The organism is Streptomyces sp. NPDC012794, from assembly GCF_042901085.1.
Taxonomy (GTDB): Bacteria; Actinomycetota; Actinomycetes; order Streptomycetales; family Streptomycetaceae; genus Streptomyces.
In genome coordinates this window covers 91,380-109,587 of the sequence record NZ_JBIBCI010000013.1, presented here as the reverse complement: position 1 = coordinate 109,587, position 18,208 = coordinate 91,380, and the positions used below count along the sequence as shown (strand labels likewise).

At 72.1% G+C, this 18,208-nt stretch carries 18 protein-coding genes; 5 read left to right on the top strand and 13 right to left on the bottom strand.

All coding sequences use genetic code 11. The features are described 5' to 3' along the window. Positions 1-25 precede the first annotated feature (25 nt). The 7 genes from ACFY7H_RS23480 to clpS form a co-directional block, all read right to left on the bottom strand. Entirely contained in the window at positions 26-976 is a 951-nt protein-coding gene (locus ACFY7H_RS23480) for a PLP-dependent cysteine synthase family protein (RefSeq protein WP_388940973.1), read from the bottom strand. Then, positions 976-1,263, bottom strand: coding sequence for a MoaD/ThiS family protein (locus tag ACFY7H_RS23475; protein WP_388940971.1), 288 nt, complete (start codon positions 1,261-1,263; stop codon positions 976-978). The genes ACFY7H_RS23480 and ACFY7H_RS23475 overlap by 1 nt, the downstream gene beginning before the upstream one ends. An 81-nt stretch (positions 1,264-1,344) precedes the next feature. Next, complete coding sequence (locus ACFY7H_RS23470) at positions 1,345-1,452, bottom strand: putative leader peptide (protein ID WP_311736929.1); 108 nt, start codon at positions 1,450-1,452, stop codon at positions 1,345-1,347. 77 nt (positions 1,453-1,529) lie between these two features. Further along, entirely contained in the window at positions 1,530-1,952 is a 423-nt protein-coding gene (locus ACFY7H_RS23465) for a Mov34/MPN/PAD-1 family protein (protein ID WP_388940968.1), read from the bottom strand. Between the two features lie 142 nt (positions 1,953-2,094). Then, entirely contained in the window at positions 2,095-3,540 is a 1,446-nt protein-coding gene (locus tag ACFY7H_RS23460) for an amino acid permease (RefSeq protein WP_388940965.1), read from the bottom strand. A 352-nt stretch (positions 3,541-3,892) separates the two neighbouring features. Beyond that, a complete protein-coding gene (locus ACFY7H_RS23455) occupies positions 3,893-4,495 on the bottom strand; it encodes a DUF2017 domain-containing protein (protein WP_388940963.1) in 603 nt (200 codons plus the stop codon). Beyond that, entirely contained in the window at positions 4,495-4,809 is a 315-nt protein-coding gene (gene clpS, locus ACFY7H_RS23450; RefSeq protein ID WP_388940960.1) for an ATP-dependent Clp protease adapter ClpS, read from the bottom strand. The genes ACFY7H_RS23455 and clpS overlap by 1 nt, the downstream gene beginning before the upstream one ends. A gap of 80 nt (positions 4,810-4,889) precedes the next feature. Here clpS and ACFY7H_RS23445 point away from each other — a divergent pair, with 80 nt between their 5' ends. Then, positions 4,890-6,221: a nicotinate phosphoribosyltransferase gene (locus ACFY7H_RS23445; protein WP_388940957.1), complete on the top strand. Its 1,332-nt coding sequence runs from the start codon at positions 4,890-4,892 to the stop codon at positions 6,219-6,221. Positions 6,222-6,404: 183 nt separating this feature from the next. Next, positions 6,405-7,004: a nicotinamidase gene (locus ACFY7H_RS23440; RefSeq protein ID WP_388940954.1), complete on the top strand. Its 600-nt coding sequence runs from the start codon at positions 6,405-6,407 to the stop codon at positions 7,002-7,004. A 75-nt stretch (positions 7,005-7,079) separates the two neighbouring features. Here the strand turns inward: ACFY7H_RS23440 and ACFY7H_RS23435 are convergent, their stop codons facing one another. Together ACFY7H_RS23435 and ACFY7H_RS23430 are read right to left on the bottom strand one after the other, a co-directional pair. Then, entirely contained in the window at positions 7,080-7,394 is a 315-nt protein-coding gene (locus ACFY7H_RS23435) for a hypothetical protein (protein WP_388940952.1), read from the bottom strand. A gap of 111 nt (positions 7,395-7,505) precedes the next feature. Continuing rightward, positions 7,506-9,860, bottom strand: coding sequence for an immune inhibitor A domain-containing protein (locus tag ACFY7H_RS23430; protein ID WP_388941245.1), 2,355 nt, complete (start codon positions 9,858-9,860; stop codon positions 7,506-7,508). Positions 9,861-10,325: 465 nt separating this feature from the next. Here ACFY7H_RS23430 and ACFY7H_RS23425 point away from each other — a divergent pair, with 465 nt between their 5' ends. Further along, complete coding sequence (locus ACFY7H_RS23425; protein WP_388940949.1) at positions 10,326-10,652, top strand: hypothetical protein; 327 nt, start codon at positions 10,326-10,328, stop codon at positions 10,650-10,652. A 69-nt stretch (positions 10,653-10,721) separates the two neighbouring features. Here ACFY7H_RS23425 and ACFY7H_RS23420 read toward each other — a convergent pair whose 3' ends face one another. Continuing rightward, positions 10,722-11,450 (bottom strand): RDD family protein, encoded by a 729-nt coding sequence (locus ACFY7H_RS23420; protein WP_388940947.1) that lies wholly within the window; start codon positions 11,448-11,450, stop codon positions 10,722-10,724. A gap of 85 nt (positions 11,451-11,535) precedes the next feature. Next, positions 11,536-12,999, bottom strand: coding sequence for an RDD family protein (locus ACFY7H_RS23415; protein WP_388940944.1), 1,464 nt, complete (start codon positions 12,997-12,999; stop codon positions 11,536-11,538). 288 nt (positions 13,000-13,287) lie between these two features. Between ACFY7H_RS23415 and ACFY7H_RS23410 the strand changes: the two genes are divergently transcribed. After that, positions 13,288-13,770, top strand: coding sequence for an SsgA family sporulation/cell division regulator (locus tag ACFY7H_RS23410; RefSeq protein WP_388940941.1), 483 nt, complete (start codon positions 13,288-13,290; stop codon positions 13,768-13,770). A 32-nt stretch (positions 13,771-13,802) separates the two neighbouring features. On the opposite strand, the gene ACFY7H_RS23405 is transcribed toward ACFY7H_RS23410, so the two are convergent. Further along, a complete protein-coding gene (locus ACFY7H_RS23405) occupies positions 13,803-15,173 on the bottom strand; it encodes an FAD-binding oxidoreductase (RefSeq protein WP_388940938.1) in 1,371 nt (456 codons plus the stop codon). A 96-nt stretch (positions 15,174-15,269) separates the two neighbouring features. On the opposite strand from ACFY7H_RS23405, the gene ACFY7H_RS23400 reads away from it, so the two are divergent. Continuing rightward, positions 15,270-16,772, top strand: coding sequence for a tetratricopeptide repeat protein (locus ACFY7H_RS23400; RefSeq protein ID WP_388940936.1), 1,503 nt, complete (start codon positions 15,270-15,272; stop codon positions 16,770-16,772). A 255-nt stretch (positions 16,773-17,027) separates the two neighbouring features. Here ACFY7H_RS23400 and hppD read toward each other — a convergent pair whose 3' ends face one another. Then, a complete protein-coding gene (gene hppD, locus ACFY7H_RS23395) occupies positions 17,028-18,173 on the bottom strand; it encodes a 4-hydroxyphenylpyruvate dioxygenase (RefSeq protein ID WP_388940933.1) in 1,146 nt (381 codons plus the stop codon). Positions 18,174-18,208: the final 35 nt, after the last annotated feature.

Sequence of the window (18,208 nt, the reverse complement as noted above, 5' to 3'; positions counted from 1 at the left end):
GCCGTGCGTGCCGTGCGTACGGACCTCAGGCCCAGAGCTGGCCTTGGAGGACCTCGATGGCCTCTTCCGTGGTCGCCGCCGTGTAGACGCCGGTCGACAGGTACTTCCAGCCGCCGTCGGCCACGACGAAGACGATGTCGGCGGACTCCCCCGCGGCGACCGCCTTGCGGCCCACGCCGATCGCCGCGTGCAGCGCGGCTCCGGTGGAGACGCCCGCGAAGATGCCCTCCTGCTGGAGGAGTTCGCGGGTGCGGGTCACCGCGTCGGCGGAGCCGACCGAGTAGCGGGTGGTGAGCACCGAGGCGTCGTACAGCTCGGGGACGAAGCCCTCGTCGAGGTTGCGCAGGCCGTAGACGAGGTCGTCGTAGCGCGGCTCGGCGGCGACGATCCGCACTCCGGGGACGTTCTCGCGGAGGTAGCGGCCCACGCCCATGAGGGTGCCCGTCGTGCCCAGGCCCGCCACGAAGTGGGTGATCGACGGGAGGTCGGCGAGGATCTCCGGGCCGGTCGTGGCGTAGTGGGCGCCCGCGTTGTCCGGGTTCCCGTACTGGTAGAGCATCACCCAGGAGGGGTTCTGCTCCGCCAGCTCCTTCGCCACCCGTACGGCGGTGTTCGAACCGCCCGCGGCCGGCGACGAGATGATCTCGGCTCCCCACATCGCGAGAAGGTCGCGGCGCTCCTGCGAGGTGTTCTCCGGCATCACGCACACGATCCGGTAGCCCTTGAGCTTCGCGGCCATCGCGAGCGAGATGCCCGTGTTGCCGGAGGTGGGTTCCAGGATGGTGCAGCCGGGGGACAGCCGGCCGTCCTTCTCCGCCTGTTCGACCATGTGGAGCGCGGGGCGGTCCTTGATCGAGCCGGTCGGGTTGCGGTCCTCCAGCTTGGCCCAGATGCGGACGTCGGCCGAGGGGGACAGTCGCGGCAGGCGCACCAGCGGGGTGTTGCCGACCGCCGCGAGGGGGGAGTCGTACCGCATTACTTCGAGCCGCCGGCCACGGCCGGGAGGATGGTGACGCTGTCGCCGTCCTTGAGGGCGGTGGAGATGCCGTCGATGAAGCGGACGTCCTCGTCGTTGAGGTAGACGTTCACGAAGCGGCGCAGCTGGCCGCCGGCGTCCTGGTCGACGAGTCGCTCTCGGATGCCCTTGTGACGGGTCTCCAGGTCGGCGAACAGCTCGGAGAGGGTGGCGCCCTCGCCGTTGACGGCCTTCTCGCCGTCGGTGTAGGTGCGGAGGATGGTGGGGATGCGGACCTCGATGGCCATGGCAGGCTCCAGTGTCGTGAAAGGGGCGAAGGAGTGTGCGGGCGCGCGTTCGTGCTGCCCCGCGCGGAGGGGGCCGGGTGCTCAGGCGGCAGGACAGATGGCGCTGGCGAGGCGGCACAGGTCGACGTGCAGCCGCGCCACGAGCAGCAGCCTGCCGGGCGTCTCGATGCTCACGTCGTGGGAAACCATGCGGTCATGTTAACGATTCCCGGTCCCCCGTTTGGAGTGTGATCCCGCATCGTGGACGCCATCGGCTCACATGGTGGTCAGTAGGCGGCTACGACCTGCACTTCTTCCTCCGTGATCACGCCGTCGACGATCCGGTAGGAGCGGAACTGGAACTCGCCGAGGCCGTCCTGGTCGGCCGTGGAGACCAGGACGTAGTGCGCGCCGGGCTCGTTCGCGTACGTGACGTCCGTGCGCGAGGGGTAGGCCTCGGTGGCGGTGTGCGAGTGGTAGACGATCACGGGGTCCTCGTCCCGGTCGTCCAGTTCGCGGTAGAGCTTGAGCAGATCCTTCGAGTCGAACTCGTAGAACGTGGGCGAGCGGGCCGCGTTGAGCATCGGGATGAACCGCTCGGGGCGGCCGGTGCCCGCCGGGCCGGCCACCACGCCGCACGCCTCGTCCGGGTGGTCCTTGCGGGCGTGCTCGACGATCTGGTCGTACAGGGCCTGGGTGAGGGTCAGCATGGGCCACAGGATAAGCAGACGGGCCCTCTCGTACCGAGGAGTGGTACGGGAGGGCCCGAATGGTGGACACGACGCCCCGGGCGCGGGGCCCGGGGCGTGTTTCCCGGCCGTGACGGCGGCCGGGGGGCTCGGGTTCCGCGGGTCAGCGGGTGACCTTGTTGAAGGCGGCTCCGCGCGGGTTGCGGGCCTTGAGGACCAGGTAGGAGACCCCCAGGACCAGGCCCCACAGCGGGGCGCAGTAGAGCGAGACGCGGGAGTCCTTGTCGACGCCCATCATCACGATGACCATGCCGATGAACAGCAGGGCGAACCAGCTGGTCCAGGGGGCGCCGGGGGCGCGGAAGGAGGACTGGGGCAGCTCGCCGCGGTCGGCCTTGGCGCGGTAGCGGATCTGGCAGACCAGGATCATGACCCAGGCCCACATGCCGGAGATGGTGGCGAAGGAGACGACGTAGTCGAAGGCCTTGCCCGGGGCGACGTAGTTGATCCAGACGCCGACCAGCATCAGGGCGGCGGAGAAGGTGGTGCCGACCAGCGGGGTGCCGTTCTTCGTGAGCTTGGTGAAGAACTTCGGGCCCTGGCCGTTGAGCGCGAGGTCGCGCAGCATGCGGCCGGTGGAGTACATGCCCGAGTTGCAGGAGGACAGGGCGGCGGTCAGCACGACGAAGTTGACGATCGCGGCGCCGACGCCGAGGCCCATCTTCTCGAAGGCGAGGACGAAGGGGCTCTCGCCGGCCTTGAAGTTGGACCACGGGATGACCGACATGATCATGATGAGCGCGCCGACGTAGAAGACGGCGATGCGCCACGGCACGGTGTTGATGGCCTTGGGCAGGGTCTTCGCGGGGTCCTTGGACTCGCCGGCGGTGACGCCGACCAGTTCGACCGCGAGGAAGGCGAACATCACGATCTGCAGGGTCATCAGCGTCTCGCCGATGCCGTGGGGGAAGAAGCCGCGGTCGTTCCACAGGTTGGAGACGGAGGCGGTGGCGGCCGCGTCGGAGAAGCCGATGGTGAGGATGCCGGCGCAGATCAGGATCATGCCGACGATGGCGGTGACCTTGACCATGGAGAACCAGAACTCCAGCTCGCCGAAGAGCTTCACGGAGATCAGGTTGGCGGCGTAGAGGATCACGGTGAAGATCAGGGCGTACGCCCACTGCGGGAAGCTGTCGTCCGTCCAGTACGCCATGTACTTCGCGGCGGCGGTGACCTCGGTGATGCCGGTGACCACCCAGAACAGCCAGTACGTCCAGCCGGTCGCGTACCCCCAGAACGGGCCCAGGAACTCGCGGGCGTAGTCCGAGAAGGAGCCGGAGACGGGGCGGTACATGAGCAGTTCGCCCAGGGCCCGCATGATGAAGAAGATGACCAGTCCGGCGATGGCGTAGGCCAGGATCAGGCTCGGTCCGGCCTTGGAGATCGCCTTGCCCGCTCCGAGGAACAGGCCGGTGCCGATGGCTCCGCCGATCGCGATCATCTGGATCTGGCGGGCTCCGAGCGCCCGGTGGTAACCCTCCCCGTCGCCCTCGCCCCGACCGCCCTCGCCGGGCGTCCTGTCGTGCTGCTCGACCTGCACAGAGGTCATGTTTTGGTGCGCCTTTCTCCACGCCGACCCGCGCCTGGAACGGCTGCGGATCGGGTCCTCGATCCCCCCGGATACGGATGGAGTTGCACGCCGGCGGTCAGCCGGTTCAAGCGGGCCGGGGGACATGGGTGGCGTCCCGTCGGCGATCGTGAAGATTTATCACGGGCTTACGGGTGGGAAAAGGGCGCAGAAGCGGCCTTCGGCATGGTCATACCTGGACATGGGGGCAGAAATGGATCAGATCACCGCATGGCGGTGATCTGATCGTTATCCGGATTTGAGCGTCCGCTGAGCGAACGCGAAGGTGCATTTGACGTTCGTCGGCCGTCGGCCCCCGGCCGCCCGCGTGCGGTCAGAGGGTCTCGATGAGCGTCTCCTGGAGCCCGCCCAGCCAGAGGTAGGCCATCACCATCGGCTTGCGCGGGTCGTCGTCCGGGAGCCGGAACAGCATCGCGCTCTCGTCGTCCTCGGAGATGTCGAGCCGGGCCGCGAGGGTCAGCCGCAGGTCGTTGAGCGCGCCGAGCCAGCGCAGCGGCAGCTCGCCGGTCAGCTCCAGCACCGCCGCCCCGTCGCCGGCCGGGGTGAGGGAGTCGAGGCTGCGCACGACGGCCAGCGCGTCCTCCCGCTTGCGGGTGCGCAGGTCGTTCTCGGTGAAGCGGCGGAACTCCGCCGAGCGGGCCCGCAGCTCCTCGGCGTCCTGCCCCGGGCGCGGGCCGTCGGGGCCCCCGTAGGCGTCGGGGAAGAGCCGGGCCAGCGCCGGGTCGGACGGGGGCTCGGTGGGGCCGTCGGAGGAGAACAGCGCCGCCAGGGGGTCGGCGTCCTCGGCGGGTTCCGGCCCGCCCGGGCCGATCAGCTCCAGCAGCTGCACGGCCAGCGAGCGCAGGATGGAGATCTCGATCTCGTCCAGGGCCACGGCGGCCCCGCCGCCCTTCAGGGGCTCGAACACGCCGCCCATCAGCCGCGGTCCTGCGAGAGGGTCGCCCAGAGCCCGTATCCGTGCATGGCCTGCACGTCCCGCTCCATCTCCTCGCGGGTGCCGCTGGAGACGACCGCCCTGCCCTTGTTGTGGACGTCGAGCATCAGCCTGGTCGCCTTGTCCTTGGGGTATCCGAAGTACGCCTGGAACACGTACGTCACGTAGCTCATGAGGTTGACCGGGTCGTTGTGCACCAGGGTCACCCACGGGACGTCCGGTTCGGGGACCGCGAAGGTCTCCTCGGCGGATTCGGTGCGTTCGATCTCAATAGGAGCAACACTCACTCGTCCCATGCTGCCACTGTGGCGGGCCGGTCGCACAAACGGACCCCACATCTCGTCAGTTTGACGAGATGTGCGCTAGCATCCGTGTCATGAACCCTGCGGACCTGGGCCTGCCGGTGGACGTGCCGTCGACAGCGCTCTTCACGGATCACTACGAGCTGACGATGCTCCAGGCAGCCCTGGCGAACGGCACCGCCGACCGCCGCTCGGTCTTCGAGGTCTTCACCCGGCGGCTGCCCGAGGGGCGCCGCTACGGGGTGGTGGCGGGCACCGGGCGCGTCCTGGACGCCGTCGAGAACTTCCGGTTCGACAGCGCGGTACTGGAGTTCCTGCGGGACCGGGCCGTGGTGGACATGCGGACGCTGGACTGGCTCGCCTCGTACCGCTTCTCGGGTGACATCTGGGGCTACCCCGAGGGGGAGGTCTACTTCCCCGGATCGCCGGTCCTGCGGGTCGAGGGCAGCTTCGCCGAGTGCGTACTGCTGGAGACCGTGATCCTCTCGATCCTCAACCACGACTCCGCCATCGCGGCGGCCGCCTCCCGGATGGCCTCGGCCGCCGGTGACCGGCCGCTGATCGAGATGGGGGCGCGCCGGACGCACGAGCTCGCGGCGGTCGCGGCCTCGCGGGCCGCGTACGTGGGCGGCTTCAGCTCCACCTCGGACCTGGCGGCCGGCTTCCGGTACGGGATCCCGACGGTCGGCACCAGCGCGCACGCCTTCACCCTCGTGCACGACAGCGAGCGGGACGCCTTCACCGCGCAGGTCACCTCGCTGGGCAGCGGGACCACCCTGCTGGTGGACACGTACGACGTCGCGGAGGCGGTCCGCACGGCGGTGGACGTCGCCGGGACCGGCCTGGGCGCGGTGCGCATCGACTCCGGCGACCTGCTGCTGGTGGCGCACCGGGTGCGCCAGCAGCTGGACGAGCTGGGCGCCACGGGCACCCGGATCGTGGTCACCTCCGACCTGGACGAGTACGCCATCGCCTCGCTGGCGGCCGCGCCCGTGGACGCGTACGGGGTGGGCACCCAGCTGGTGACCGGCAGCGGGCACCCGACGTGCTCGATGGTCTACAAGCTGGTCGCGCGGGCGGCGTCGGCCGACCCGAAGGCGCCGCTGGTGCCGGTGGCGAAGAAGTCCTCGGGCGGCAAGACCTCCGTCGGCGGGCGCAAGTGGGCGGCGCGCCGGCTGGACTCCGACGGGGTCGCGGAGGCGGAGGTCGTCGGCACCGGACCGGTCCCGGCCGCGCTGGCCGACGCGCAGCTGCTGGTCCAGCTGGTGAAGGGGGGCGAGGTGGTGGCCCGCGAGCCGCTGGAGGCCGCCCGCGACCGCCACCGCACGGCCCGCGCCGGGCTGCCCCTCTCGGCGACCCAGCTCTCCCGCGGCGAGGCCGTGCTCCCGACGGAGACCCTTTACTGAGGCCCCCCTCGCGCGGCCGCGCCCCGGCGGGGCCCGCCGCGCGGAGCCGGGCGCCCGCCGGGCCCCGCGGCGTTCCCCCGGGGGTCGGTCCCGCAGTTTCGGGAAGGGGCGGGGTGGGGCAAGAGCCCCCGCGGGGCCCGCCGCACCGCACGACCACACACACCGACCCGAAGGACACGCGACATGCACCGCGCACTGATCGTCGTCGACGTACAGAACGACTTCTGCGAGGGCGGCAGCCTCGCGGTCACCGGCGGGGCCGACGTCGCCGCCGCGATCACCGAGCTGATCGGGCAGACCACCCCCGGCTACCGGCACGTCGTCGCGACGCGGGACCACCACATCGACCCCGGCTCGCACTTCGCCCGGCCCCCGGCCGAACCGGACTACGAGACTTCCTGGCCGGTGCACTGCGTCGCCGGGACCGAGGGCGTCGGCTTCCACCCGAACTTCGCCCCCGCCGTCGCCTCCGGGGCGGTCGCCGCGGTCTTCGACAAGGGCGCCTACGAGGCCGCGTACAGCGGTTTCGAGGGCACCGACGAGAACGGCCGGGGCCTCAGCGAATGGCTGCGGGAGCGGCACGTGAGCGAGGTCGACGTGGTCGGCATCGCCACCGACCACTGCGTGAAGGCCACCGCCCTCGACGCCGCCCGCGCCGGCTTCACCACCCGCGTCCTGCTGGACCTGACGGCCGCCGTGGCCCCGCACACCACCGAGAAGGCGCTGGAGGAGCTCCGGGCGGCCGGCGTGACCCTGGTCGGCGGCGGCCACCGGAGCCGCTGAGGCGGCCGGCGAGGCGGCGGCGGCCGGCGAGGCGGCGGGGGCCGGCGCGGTCGCCCAGAGCGGCCCGCGCCCGGCTCAGCCGCCCAGGAGGGCGCGGATCGGGTGCCAGAGCTCCTGCTCGCGGTCCGGGGCCCCGCGCCACAGCAGGCCGTCGGGGTGGTGGAGGACGGCGGTGACCTCGTCCGGGGTGGGGGGCTGCGCGTTGCCCCGCAGGTACACGGCCCGCATGCCGAGGTTCCGCAGCCTGGTCAGGGCGCGTGCCCGGTTCGCGGCGTGTACCAGTACGCGTACGTTTCCGTCCGTGCCGCCCGCCGCGGACGGCGGCCTCGGCAGCGTGAGCGCGACCACCACGCTGCCGCCTGGCAATCTGACGAAACCTCCACCGGGCATGATCTTCAGCTCCCCCGTCAACAAGAACAGTCGCCCACGCATCTAAACGCGATCGGCCGCCGCCCGCTAGGGGGCGACGGCCGATCATGCTTTGACCTGCGGCTTTACGAATTACTTGACGGCCGGGCCGACCTCGATCGTCATCTGGAGCCCGTCGTAGGTCTCCTTCGCGATCTTGATCTTGGTGTTGGTGTCAGTGACCTTCACCGAGCCGGTCGGGTTCTCCTCGTAGTAGTACTTGCCCTTGTGGTCGTCGAAGACCATGTTCGCGGGCTTCGGCTTGACGAAGAGCGACTCGCCGTTCTTGTGCAGGGTGAACGCGTCCGTGGAGTACGCGCTGAAGGTGGCGTCGTACGGCTGGATCTTGTTCCGCAGCAGGGTGCCGTCCGACCACTTCATCGGCTTGGCGTTGGCGTCCACCGGCAGGATCAGGCCCTGGCCCGGGTGCTGGCTGGTGTTGTTGTCCTTCTGGGACTTGTCCCACAGCCAGATCAGCAGACCGTCCTGGTAGGGGTAGTGCTCGACCCAGCCCGGCTTGGTGTTGGCCCAGCCGAAGTTGTACGGGCCCACCTTGAGGGTGGAGTCGTACGAGACGTAGCGGCGGTTCTCCACGATGTAGTACTGCGGGTACTCCTTGGTGAAGCCCGCGCCGATCCGCTCGAAGCCCTTGCCGGTCCAGCCGTTGTCGCCGTTCTCGGCGCCGTCGGTGAACAGCGCGGCGCCGTCCGCGGTCAGGGTGACGGCGTCGGCCGTGAAGCCCTTGCCGCCCGCGCCGCCGTCCGTCTGGTAGCGGAAGCGGAGGTCGACCTTCTTGCCCGCGTAGGCGTCCAGCGGGAAGTTCAGCGCCTTCCAGGCGCCGGAGGTGCCGGTCAGCGACGGGCTGCCGGAGGCGTCGGCCGGGATGGCCGCACCGTCGGCGGTGCCGGCCAGGGCGGTCCAGGTGGCGCCGCCGTCCGTGGACACCTCGGTGTAGAGGAAGTCGTAGTCGGCCTCGATGTCCCACCAGCCCTTGAGGGAGAGGGCGGCGGACTTCTTGCCGGTCAGGTCGACCGAGCGGGTCAGGGTGTTCTTGAGGTCGTCACCCATCTGGCTCCACCACTGCGAGGAACCCTCGGCGGGGGCGACGATGTCGGTCTTGACCTGCTTCTTGGGCAGCTCGACGACCAGCGCCTGCTTGTCCTTGGTGTTGTACTCGGCCACGCCCAGCTTGTGGGTGGACTTCGTCGCGGCCTTGGCCGTGTCGTAGTTCAGCCAGCCCAGCTGGAGCTTGTCCCAGGCGGTCATGTCGCCCGGGAGGTCGCCTATGGAGTCCTTGCCCTGGCCGAGCCAGGAGCCCGCGGACATCAGGGACCAGAAGCCGACCGAGTTCTCGCCGCCACCGGAGGTGTCGTAGAGGTCCGGCAGGCCGAGGTCGTGGGCGTACTCGTGCGCGAAGACGCCCAGGCCGCCGTTCTCCGGCTGCACCGTGTAGTCGCCGACCCAGATGCCGGTGTCGCCGATCTGGGTACCGCCGGCCTTGTTGTTCGCCGGGCCGGTCTTGCCGACGTCCGTGCCGTACGCGTACCAGCGGTGCGCCCACAGCGCGGTCTTGCCCTGCGCGCCGCCGCCGGCCGACTCGTCCTCGCCCGCGTGGACGATCTGGAAGTGGTCGATGTAGCCGTCGGGCTCGTTGAAGTTGCCGTCGCCGTCGAAGTCGTTGCGGTCCCACTGGTCGTACTGCGCCAGATGGGCCTTGATCTCGGCGTCGGTCTTGCCGGCCTTCTTCTGGGCCTCCGTCCACGCGGTGACGCCGTCGCGGACGGTGTCCCAGACGTTGGAGCAGTTGGACTGGCCGCAGAAGTTCGAGCCGTAACGGGCCTCGTTGTACGGGACCTTGACCCAGTCGGAGACCTCGCCCTCGACCGAGTAGCGGCCCGAGGAGGTCTTCTCGTAGTAGGTCTTCAGCGACTCCTTGCCCTGGCCCGTACCGAAGTACAGGTCCTGGAAGTACTCGCGGCTGAAGTCCTTGCGCCAGGCCGTGCTGTTGTTGGTCGCGCGGTCGGGCTGCGCGATCGTGTTGTGCAGCGGGCCGGGGGTGCCCCCGTACTTCGGCTCGGCCGGCTTCGGGCCCTCGGGGCCGTCGGGGTCGTGCATGGTCGTGTTGTCGACCTGGTCGCCGAACTCCACGAGGATCGTGAAGATCTTGTCGGTCTTCTCGCGGCCCAGCTCGACGTACTTCTTGTCGTCGAGCTTGACGACCTTCGAGGCACCGCGCTGCTCGACGTTCTTCTTGCCCGACAGCACCTGGTCGAGGGCTGCCTCGCGCGCCTGCGCGTTCTGCTTGCTGAACGGGGTTTCGAGGTTGTGCTGGACCTGCTCCTTCGCGGGGGAGCTCGGGTCCTGCTTGTCGACAGCCGGAGCGTTGCCCCAAGCGGTGGTGGCCTGGGCCGTGGTGAAGAAGGCGCCCGAGGCCGCGGTGGCGGCCATGGTCACGCCGACGGCGGCGGCGCGCAGCGCGCGACGCCTGGTGGAGTTTCCGGTCACTTGATGTCGTTCCCCTCCCGCGGCCGCAACGTGGGTCGGAACGTCTCCATAGGAGCGGGGGGTTCCGCGCGGCGCGCGTCTCAAGTGACGACATTTGACCGGAGAGTCTAAAGAAAAGACAGACCTTGACTTCTTCCTTACAACTGCACTATGCGGTCAGCGAGTTCCGCTATTCGGACGTTCCGTCGCCATACCGCCCCATCCGGGGCGAAGACCTCCCGCCGGCTCGGGCATTCCGGGTATTGCGACCAGGCGTGCGACGCCGTGCGCCCCCTCCGTGCCCCGGCACCGTGGGTAAGTTCACGCTTACCTGTCACTCCGTCCGGGCAAGCCCTGGGGGAGTCACTTGACGCGTGCGCGACCTGTTGAGGCGACTCCCCCCTCCATGCCTCGAGGACGGAAGAAGCCATGCCGCGTCCGACTGCCGCACAGCTCGTCTACGGCTCCGCCACCGTCGTCGTGTCGACGATCGCCCTGCTGCTGCTCTCGCGGACGAGCACCGGGATCGGAGTCGCGGTCATCTCCGCCGCCGCGCTCGCCCTGGGACTGCTGGTCGCGCTCACGGTCGCGGTCCCCCGGGGCCGCGGCCGGCACGCGGCGCGGCGGGCCGGCGGGCAGGGCGCAGGGGCGTCCGCCTGGCGGGGGGCCGCGCCCTCCGGGCCGGCCGCGGGGGCGGAGGCCTCCCGGGTGCCCGGGCCCCGCACGGCCTCCTCGGACCACCGCGTCCACCACTGACCGGACACCGGCGCGGGCGGCCGCCCCCACCGGGGTCGGCCGCCCGCGCGTGTCCTCGTACCACTCGGCTCAAGAAGAACTGACCACCACCGTCTTGGCGACCTTGTCGTGGAGCCCCTGCCGGTACGGCTTGTCGACGAGCATCGACACGATCAGCGCGAGCGGCCACAGGCAGAAGCAGCACACCAGGGTCGGCAGCCAGAGCACCACCGCTCGGCCGAGCGCCGGACCGGAAGGGGGCACGCTGCCGTCGTTGAGCATCGCGACACGCAGACCCAGGACCCTCTTGCCCAGGGTCCGGCCGTTCTTCCGCGTGAACCACCAGTCGTAGCCGATGTACGCGACGATCGCGATCAGCGTCCACACCAGACCCGTGCCGCCGTACGACTTCGAGATGACGGCGGTGACGTCCTCGCCCTCCTCGGTGTCCACGACGTAGCGCCTGTTGCCGAAGGGCAGTTGGATGAGGAACAGCGGCACCGCGATGATCAGCGCGTCGAGCACGCGTGCGACGAGCCGCTTCCCGAAGTCGGCGAGCGGGGGCATCCCGGCGAGCGGGTCGGGCATGCCGTAGCCGCCTCCTCCGCCGCCGCCGTACGGGTCTCCGGGTCCGCCACCGCCGTACGGGGGCGGCGGCGGGGGGTAACCGCCGGGGGGCGGGGGCGGGGGGTAGCCGCCGCCACCGGGGGGCGGCGAGCCGTACGGCGAACCGCCCGACGGAGGTGTCGGTTCCTGGGGCTTCTTGAGGAACGGGTCGTCCTCGGGCGGCTGGCCCGGCGGCGGCTGATCGGTGCTCATGGCCCGAGTCGAACCCGGCTCCGCCCGCCCCGCAACGCGGCCGCGTCCGTCCGGGGCACGGCCCCGGCACGCCCTCCCGGACCGCTCAGCGGGTCACGTACGTCCCGGCCGCCCGGTCGTGCCAGGCCCGCCGGCGCGGCCGGTCCACCAGGCACCACAGGCTGCCCGGCAGCCCCAGGAACGCGAACACGAGCCAGCGGCGCAGGGCCGCGCCGAAGGTGGGCGGGCGCAGGGTGGCGGCGGCCAGCACGCGCACGCCGAACAGCTTCTTGCCCGGGGTGCGGCCCCAGCGGGCGGTGGGCAGGGCCTCGTAGAGGACGCCGAAGAGCAGGACCGCACCGAGCACGAGGCCCAGGTGCCCGGCGGTGGTGGCGTCGAGCAGGTACACGGTGGTGGTGCGCCCGCTCGCCCGGGCCGCGTCCACCTTCGCCTCCAGATGGGCCGTCACCCGGGGTACGAGGGGCAGCGCCACGGCCGCGGCGACCCCGGCGTGCACGAGGGCGTCCACCAGCCGGGCCGCCCCCCGCCGCCCCAGCCCGGCGGGCCGCGCGGCCCGCTCCGCCATCCGCTCGAAGACGGCCCGGGTGTCCTCCCGGACGGGGGCGGGCGCGGCGGCGGGCGGCTGCGGGGCGGGCGGCTCCGGGGCAGGGGGCTGCGGGGCGGGGGCGGCCGTGGGGCGGGGCCGGGCGGTGGGCTCCGGGGCGGGGGCGGGCGCGGCGGCCGTGGGGCGGGGCCGGGCGGGGGCCGGGGCCTCGCGCGTCGCCGGGATCCTGCGTTCCGGCGCCGGCGCCGGCGTCGGCTCCGGTTCCGGTTCCGGCTCCGGTTCGGGTTCCGGTTCCGGCCGCCGGGGCGGGGCGTCCGGTACCGCCTCCGGCCAGCTGGAGGTGAGGCCCGAGGTACCGGCGCCCGGGGCGTCGGGCCAGGCCGGCGGGCGGGCCGAGAGGATGCCCACGCTCTCGGCTGCGGCCTGCGCCGGGAGCCTCTGCGCGCCGGCCGCCGCCGCTGCGGGCCGGGCCAGGGAGATCCTGGCGGCGGGCCGGACGGGCTCCGACTCCGCCGGCTCCCCCCACGAGACCCGCGCGTCGCGGGGGCCGCCGAAGCCGGCCTGGTGGACGGGGTCGACCTGCCACCCCGCCTGCCCCCGTCCCGCAGCGGGACCGGCCCCGGCCTCGGGTTCCGGCGCGGGCCAACCGGCCCCGGCCGGACGGCCCGCGCCGCCCGGGGCCGCGCTCCGGGCCCGGTCCGCTTCGGCGGCCCGTACCGCGCCCGCGTAGCCCCCGTCGGGCCCGGGGGCGGGCGCCCGGCCGGACGGGGGCGGCGGCTGCCGGTTCGCCGGGGGGCGCGGGTCCCGCAGGGCCGCCGTCATCGAGGTCTCGTCCAGGAACACCGGCCCCGTCTCCTCCACGCGAGCGGCGGCGGGAACGGCAGGACGGCTCGTACCCGGAACCCAGGACGTTCCGTTCCAGTACCGGACGTACCCGGGGATGGACGGGTCGGGGTAGTAGCCCTCGCGGGCCGCGTGCTCTCCGTCACCAGGGGAGGCCGTCAATGTCCCCAACTCCGATCGTGGCTCGAGGCTTGTGCAGGGGAGGACCAAGGGGAGGACCATAGCCAAGAACCCCCTGCCGGCAGGTCCGGTAACGGGAGATTCCAAGCCTTCGGGCGAACCTCACCCCGCCACCGCCCTCGACGACGGGTTTCGGTCAGCCGACAGATTCCGGCCAACCTGACATTCGTCGCGGAAACCCGCGTCATACCCGGGCACGAGGGTGCTCTCTCCTCGTGCGGGGCGACGACCGCCCCGCGTCCGCCTGCGAACGCCCGAAGTGAGGCCGCCATGCACCACCACCCCGTCGTCGAGCGCGAACTGGAACTCAAGCTGGTCCTGTCACCCGAGCGCAGCATCCCCGTCCCCGCGAAGCTGCTGTACCTCACCGACGACCCCTACGCCGTGCACGTCACCTTCCACTCCGGCTCCAGCATGCCGGTCAACTGGACGTTCGCCCGCGAGCTGCTCGTCGAGGGGGTGTTCCGCCCGTGCGGCCAGGGAGACGTCCGGATCTGGCCCACGAAGATCGGCGGCGAGTCCGTCCTGTGCATGGCGCTGAGCTCTCCGGACGGCGACGCCCTCCTGGAGGCCCCGGCGGGTGCGGTGTCGGCCTGGCTGGAGCGCACCCTGCACATGGTCCCCCCGGGGACGGAGGCGGAGCGGCTCGGCCTGGACGACGCCCTGGCCGCGCTGCTCACCCCCACCCCCGCCGACGAGCTGTGGCTGCGCGACCCGTGGCCCTCCGACGAGCCCGCGGACGGGGACCTGTGACCCGCCGCGTCCCGCCGCGCACGGGCCGGCCGTCAGAAGAGCTTGCCGGGGTTCAGCAGTCCGAGCGGGTCGAAGGCCCGTTTGACGGCGCGCTGCATCTCCAGGCCGACCGGCCCCAGTTCCCGTGCCAGCCACTCCTTCTTCAGCACCCCGACGCCGTGCTCCCCGGTGATAGTCCCGCCCAGGGACAGCCCCAGGGCCATGATCGCGTCGAAGGACTCCCGGGCGCGCCGCGTCTCGTCCTCGTCGGCGGGGTCGAAGCAGACCACCGGGTGGGTGTTGCCGTCGCCGGCGTGCGCGCAGACGCCGATGAGCAGGTCGTGTTCCGCGGCGATGGCGGCCGTCCCGTCCAGCATCTCGGCGAGCCGCGACCGCGGGACGCATACGTCGTCGATCATCGTCGCGGGCCGCAGCGCCTCCAGGGCGGTGAGGGACATCCGGCGGGCCCGGAGCAGCAGTTCCGTCTCCGCCTCGTCCTCGGCGGGTACGACGGCGCTCGCCCCGGCGGCGGCGCAGAGCCCGCCGACGGCCGCCAGGCCGGCGGGCGCGTCCGGGGTGTCGAAGGCGGCGAGCAGCAGCGCCTCCGTGCTCTCGGGCAGGCCGATCTTCCCCAGGGCGTTGACGGCGCGGACGGTCGTACGGTCCATCAGCTCCAGCAGCGAGGGCGTCAGGCCGGCCTCCATGACGGCGCAGACGGCCTCGCAGGCGGCCGCCACCGAAGGGAACTCGGCGGCGAGCGCCAGCTGCCGGGGCGGCGCCGGCCGCAGCGCGAGGACGGCTCCGACCACCACGCCGAGGGTGCCCTCGGAGCCGACGAACAGCCGCGTCAGGTCGTACCCGGCGACGCCCTTGGCGGTACGCCGTCCCGTGCGCAGCAGCCGCCCGTCGGCCAGCACCACGTCGAGGCCAAGCACGTACTCGGCGGTGACCCCGTACTTCACGCAGCACAGCCCGCCGGACGCGGTGCCGATGTTGCCGCCGATGGTGCACTGCTCCCGGCTGGAGGGGTCGGGCGGGTAGTACAGGCCCTGTTCGGCGACGGCCCGGGAGAGGACCGCGTTGACCACGCCCGGCTCGACGACGGCGATCCGGTCGACGGCGGACACCTCCAGGATCCGGTCCATCTTCACCAGGGACAGCACGATGCAGCCGTCGGAGGCGTTGGCACCCCCGGACAGGCCCGTGCGGGCGCCCTGCGGGACCACGGGGACCCGTAGGGCGGTGGCGGTGCGCATGACGTGCCGGACCTGCTCCACGGTCCGGGGAAGGACGACGGCGGCCGGGGTGCCGGCGGCGCAGAAGCCGGCCGTGTCGTGGGCGTAGGAGGCGGTCACCTGAGGGTCGGTCAGCAGCGCCTCGGGCGGGAGTCCTTCACCGAGCCGGGCCATGAGATCGTCATCCATGGGGCCACAGTGGCAGCCGGGGCCATCGGTGTGAACACGGCCGCGACCGGCTTCGGACACCTCGGCGCGCTCTTCATATTGACGCACAGTGAGCGCATGCACGGTTTCGACGAGCAATCCCAGCAGCCCGCGCCACCCGTGAACTTCACCGGCCGCAAGACGGTCGTGGCGGCCGCGGTAGCGGTGGTCCTCATCGCCGGGGCCCTGCTGATCCGCCCGGCCCGCACCGGTGACGACGCACGCCCTCCGGGGCCGAGCGAACGGGCCGCGTCGGCGGTGGGCATGGGCGCGCCGGCGGCGGCGGTGGACCTGACGGCGCTGGTCGCGGACCGGGAGAAATGGGTCGCCGCGCACCCGCGGGACGACGCTTCGTGGGCGGTGCTCGGCTCGGCGTACCTGGAACAGGCCCGGCGGACGGCCGATTCCGGGTGGTACCCGAAGGCGGAGAAGGCGCTCAAGCGGTCGCTGGAGGCCCGCCCCGCCGAGAAGGGCAACCTCGACGCGATGACGGGCATGGGCGCGCTGGCCGGCGCCCGGCGGGACTTCGGGACGGCGAGGAAGTGGGGCGAGCTGGTACGGGCGCAGGCGCCGCGGCGCTGGACGGCGTACCCGGTCCTCGTGGACGCGTACACGGGCCTCGGCGACTACAAGGCCGCGCAGCGGGCGATGGACCGGCTGATGGAGCTACGGCCGGGGCTGGCCGCGCACCTGAGGGCCGCTCAGGTGTACCGCGACCGGGGCTGGCGCGAGGACGCGGTGGTGGCGCTGGAGGCGGCGGGCGGGGAGGCGGAGTCCCCGGCGGAGAAGGCGTACGTGCTGTTCCGGCTCGGGGAGCTGGCATGGGAGCGGGGCGACCCGGGCGAGGCACTGCGCCAGTACGAGGGCGCGCTGCGCACCGATCCGGCGCAGGGAGAGGCGCTCGGCGGCCGGGCCAGGGCGCTGGCCGCGCTGGGGCGGGGCGGGGAGGCCGTACGCGACTACCGGCTGGCGCTGGGACGCACCCCGGTGCCGCGGCTGGCGCTGGAGCTGGGGGAGCTGCTGGAGTCGCTGGAGCGGCCGGAGGAGGCGCGGGCGCAGTACCGGTCCCTGGCGGCGCTGGCGGCGGCGGGCGAGGCGAACGGGGTCAACGAGGAGGTGGTCCTCGGCCTGTACGAGGCGGACCACGGCGATCCGGCCCGGGCGGTACGCCGCCTGTCGGCGGAATGGGCCCGGCACAAGAGCGTGCAGGTGGCCGACGCCCTGGGGTGGGCGCTGCACCGGAACGGCGAGGACGAGCAGGCCCTGGAGTACGCGAAGAAGGCGACCGACCTCGGGCTGCGGAGCGCGGAGTTCTCCTACCACCGGGCGGTGATCGAACGCGGCCTGGGCGACGAGGCGGCGGCCCGCCGGAGCCTGCAGACGGCGCTGCGCACGAACCCGGTCTTCTCCCCGCTGCGGGCCCCGCTGGCGAAGGAGGCCCTGTCGGCCATCGGCCAGCCCCCGGCGGGCGGCCCGGAGAACATGCGGCCCCGCACCCCGTGGGTGGCCCCGGACCTCCCGGAACCGAATCCGCCGAAGCCGAAGCCCGCGACGGCCAAACCGAAGCCCGCCACCACCTGACCCGCCCGGCCGGCGCCTGAGCCGCAGCCCGAGCCCCGCAAGCCCCCTCCAGCCCCGCCGGCGCTTGTGGCGCGGGAGTCTGGGGGCGGAGCCCCCGGGAACGGGGGTCCGGGGTACAGCCCCGGGGAACGGGCGAAGGGCGGGGGCGGGGAGCAGCCCGCGCGGCGGCGCCCACCGCCCCCGCCCCGGGCCGTACAGGCCAACGGCCCCGCCGGAGACAACCGGCGGGGCCGCATCACCCCCGGGCCGGGCGACCTAGAGGTTGCCCCGCTTCTCCTGCTCCCGCTCGATCGCCTCGAACAGCGCCTTGAAGTTGCCCTTGCCGAAGCCCATGGACCCGTGCCGCTCGATGATCTCGAAGAACACCGTCGGACGGTCCTGCACCGGCTTGGTGAAGATCTGCAGCAGGTAGCCGTCCTCGTCACGGTCGGCGAGGATCTTCAGCTCGCGCAGTTCGTCGATCGGCACGCGCGTGTCGCCGACCCACTCGCCCAGCGTGTCGTAGTAGGTGTCCGGCACGGACAGGAACTGGACGCCCGCGGCCCGCATGCTCCGCACCGTCGCGACGATGTCGTTCGAGGCGAGCGCGATGTGCTGGACGCCCGGCCCGTTGTAGAACTCCAGGTACTCGTCGATCTGCGACTTCTTCTTCGCGATCGCCGGCTCGTTGATGGGGAACTTCACCTTCTTGGTGCCGTCCGCGACCACCTTCGACATCAGCGCCGAGTACTCGGTCGCGATGTCGTCGCCCACGAACTCCTTCATGTTCGTGAAGCCCATGACCTTGTTGTAGAACGAGACCCACTCGTTCATGCGGCCCAGCTCGACGTTGCCGACGCAGTGGTCGATCGCCTGGAAGGTCCGCTTGGCGGGCGGGGCCACCATCGGCTCCACGGCCACGTAGCCCGGCAGGTAGGGGCCGGTGTAGTCGACGCGCTCGACGAGGGTGTGGCGGGTCTGGCCGTACGTGGCGATCGAGGCGAGCACGACGGTGCCGTTCTCGTCCTTGACCTCGTACGGCTCGTCCAGGCCGCGCGCACCCTGCTCGACGGCGTACGCGTAGGCCGCGCGGGCGTCGGGGACCTCGATGGCGAGGTCGATGACGCCGTCGCCGTGCTCGGCGACGTGCTCGGCGATGAAGCGGCCGTGGTCGGTGGTCGCCTTGATGACCGAGGTCAGGACGAACCGCGCGGAGCCGTTGGTCAGGACGTAGCTGGCGGTCTCACGGCTTCCGTTCTCCGGTCCGGAGTAGGCCACGAGCTTCATGCCGAAGGCGGTCGAGTAGTAGTGCGCGGCCTGCTTGGCGTTGCCGACGGCGAAGACGACCGCGTCCATGCCCTTCACCGGGAAGGGGTCTGCCTCACGCGCGGTCTGCGGGGTGGTGTCCAGGGTCTCAGTCATAAGCGCAGATTCCCGCCCTTCCACAAGCTGCGCAA

What these genes read in the sequence shown, in the direction of transcription:
- ACFY7H_RS23480 (WP_388940973.1), bottom strand. Translation starts at nt 976, where the DNA reads ATGCGGTACGACTCCCCCCTCGCGGCGGTCGGCAACACCCCGCTGGTG.
- ACFY7H_RS23475 (WP_388940971.1), bottom strand. Translation starts at nt 1,263, where the DNA reads ATGGCCATCGAGGTCCGCATCCCCACCATCCTCCGCACCTACACCGAC.
- ACFY7H_RS23470 (WP_311736929.1), bottom strand. Translation starts at nt 1,452, where the DNA reads ATGGTTTCCCACGACGTGAGCATCGAGACGCCCGGCAGGCTGCTGCTC.
- ACFY7H_RS23465 (WP_388940968.1), bottom strand. Translation starts at nt 1,952, where the DNA reads ATGCTGACCCTCACCCAGGCCCTGTACGACCAGATCGTCGAGCACGCC.
- ACFY7H_RS23460 (WP_388940965.1), bottom strand. Translation starts at nt 3,540, where the DNA reads ATGACCTCTGTGCAGGTCGAGCAGCACGACAGGACGCCCGGCGAGGGC.
- ACFY7H_RS23455 (WP_388940963.1), bottom strand. Translation starts at nt 4,495, where the DNA reads ATGGGCGGCGTGTTCGAGCCCCTGAAGGGCGGCGGGGCCGCCGTGGCC.
- clpS (WP_388940960.1), bottom strand. Translation starts at nt 4,809, where the DNA reads ATGGGACGAGTGAGTGTTGCTCCTATTGAGATCGAACGCACCGAATCC.
- ACFY7H_RS23445 (WP_388940957.1), top strand. Translation starts at nt 4,890, where the DNA reads ATGAACCCTGCGGACCTGGGCCTGCCGGTGGACGTGCCGTCGACAGCG.
- ACFY7H_RS23440 (WP_388940954.1), top strand. Translation starts at nt 6,405, where the DNA reads ATGCACCGCGCACTGATCGTCGTCGACGTACAGAACGACTTCTGCGAG.
- ACFY7H_RS23435 (WP_388940952.1), bottom strand. Translation starts at nt 7,394, where the DNA reads ATGCCCGGTGGAGGTTTCGTCAGATTGCCAGGCGGCAGCGTGGTGGTC.
- ACFY7H_RS23430 (WP_388941245.1), bottom strand. Translation starts at nt 9,860, where the DNA reads ATGGCCGCCACCGCGGCCTCGGGCGCCTTCTTCACCACGGCCCAGGCC.
- ACFY7H_RS23425 (WP_388940949.1), top strand. Translation starts at nt 10,326, where the DNA reads ATGCCGCGTCCGACTGCCGCACAGCTCGTCTACGGCTCCGCCACCGTC.
- ACFY7H_RS23420 (WP_388940947.1), bottom strand. Translation starts at nt 11,450, where the DNA reads ATGAGCACCGATCAGCCGCCGCCGGGCCAGCCGCCCGAGGACGACCCG.
- ACFY7H_RS23410 (WP_388940941.1), top strand. Translation starts at nt 13,288, where the DNA reads ATGCACCACCACCCCGTCGTCGAGCGCGAACTGGAACTCAAGCTGGTC.
- ACFY7H_RS23405 (WP_388940938.1), bottom strand. Translation starts at nt 15,173, where the DNA reads ATGGATGACGATCTCATGGCCCGGCTCGGTGAAGGACTCCCGCCCGAG.
- ACFY7H_RS23400 (WP_388940936.1), top strand. Translation starts at nt 15,270, where the DNA reads ATGCACGGTTTCGACGAGCAATCCCAGCAGCCCGCGCCACCCGTGAAC.
- hppD (WP_388940933.1), bottom strand. Translation starts at nt 18,173, where the DNA reads ATGACTGAGACCCTGGACACCACCCCGCAGACCGCGCGTGAGGCAGAC.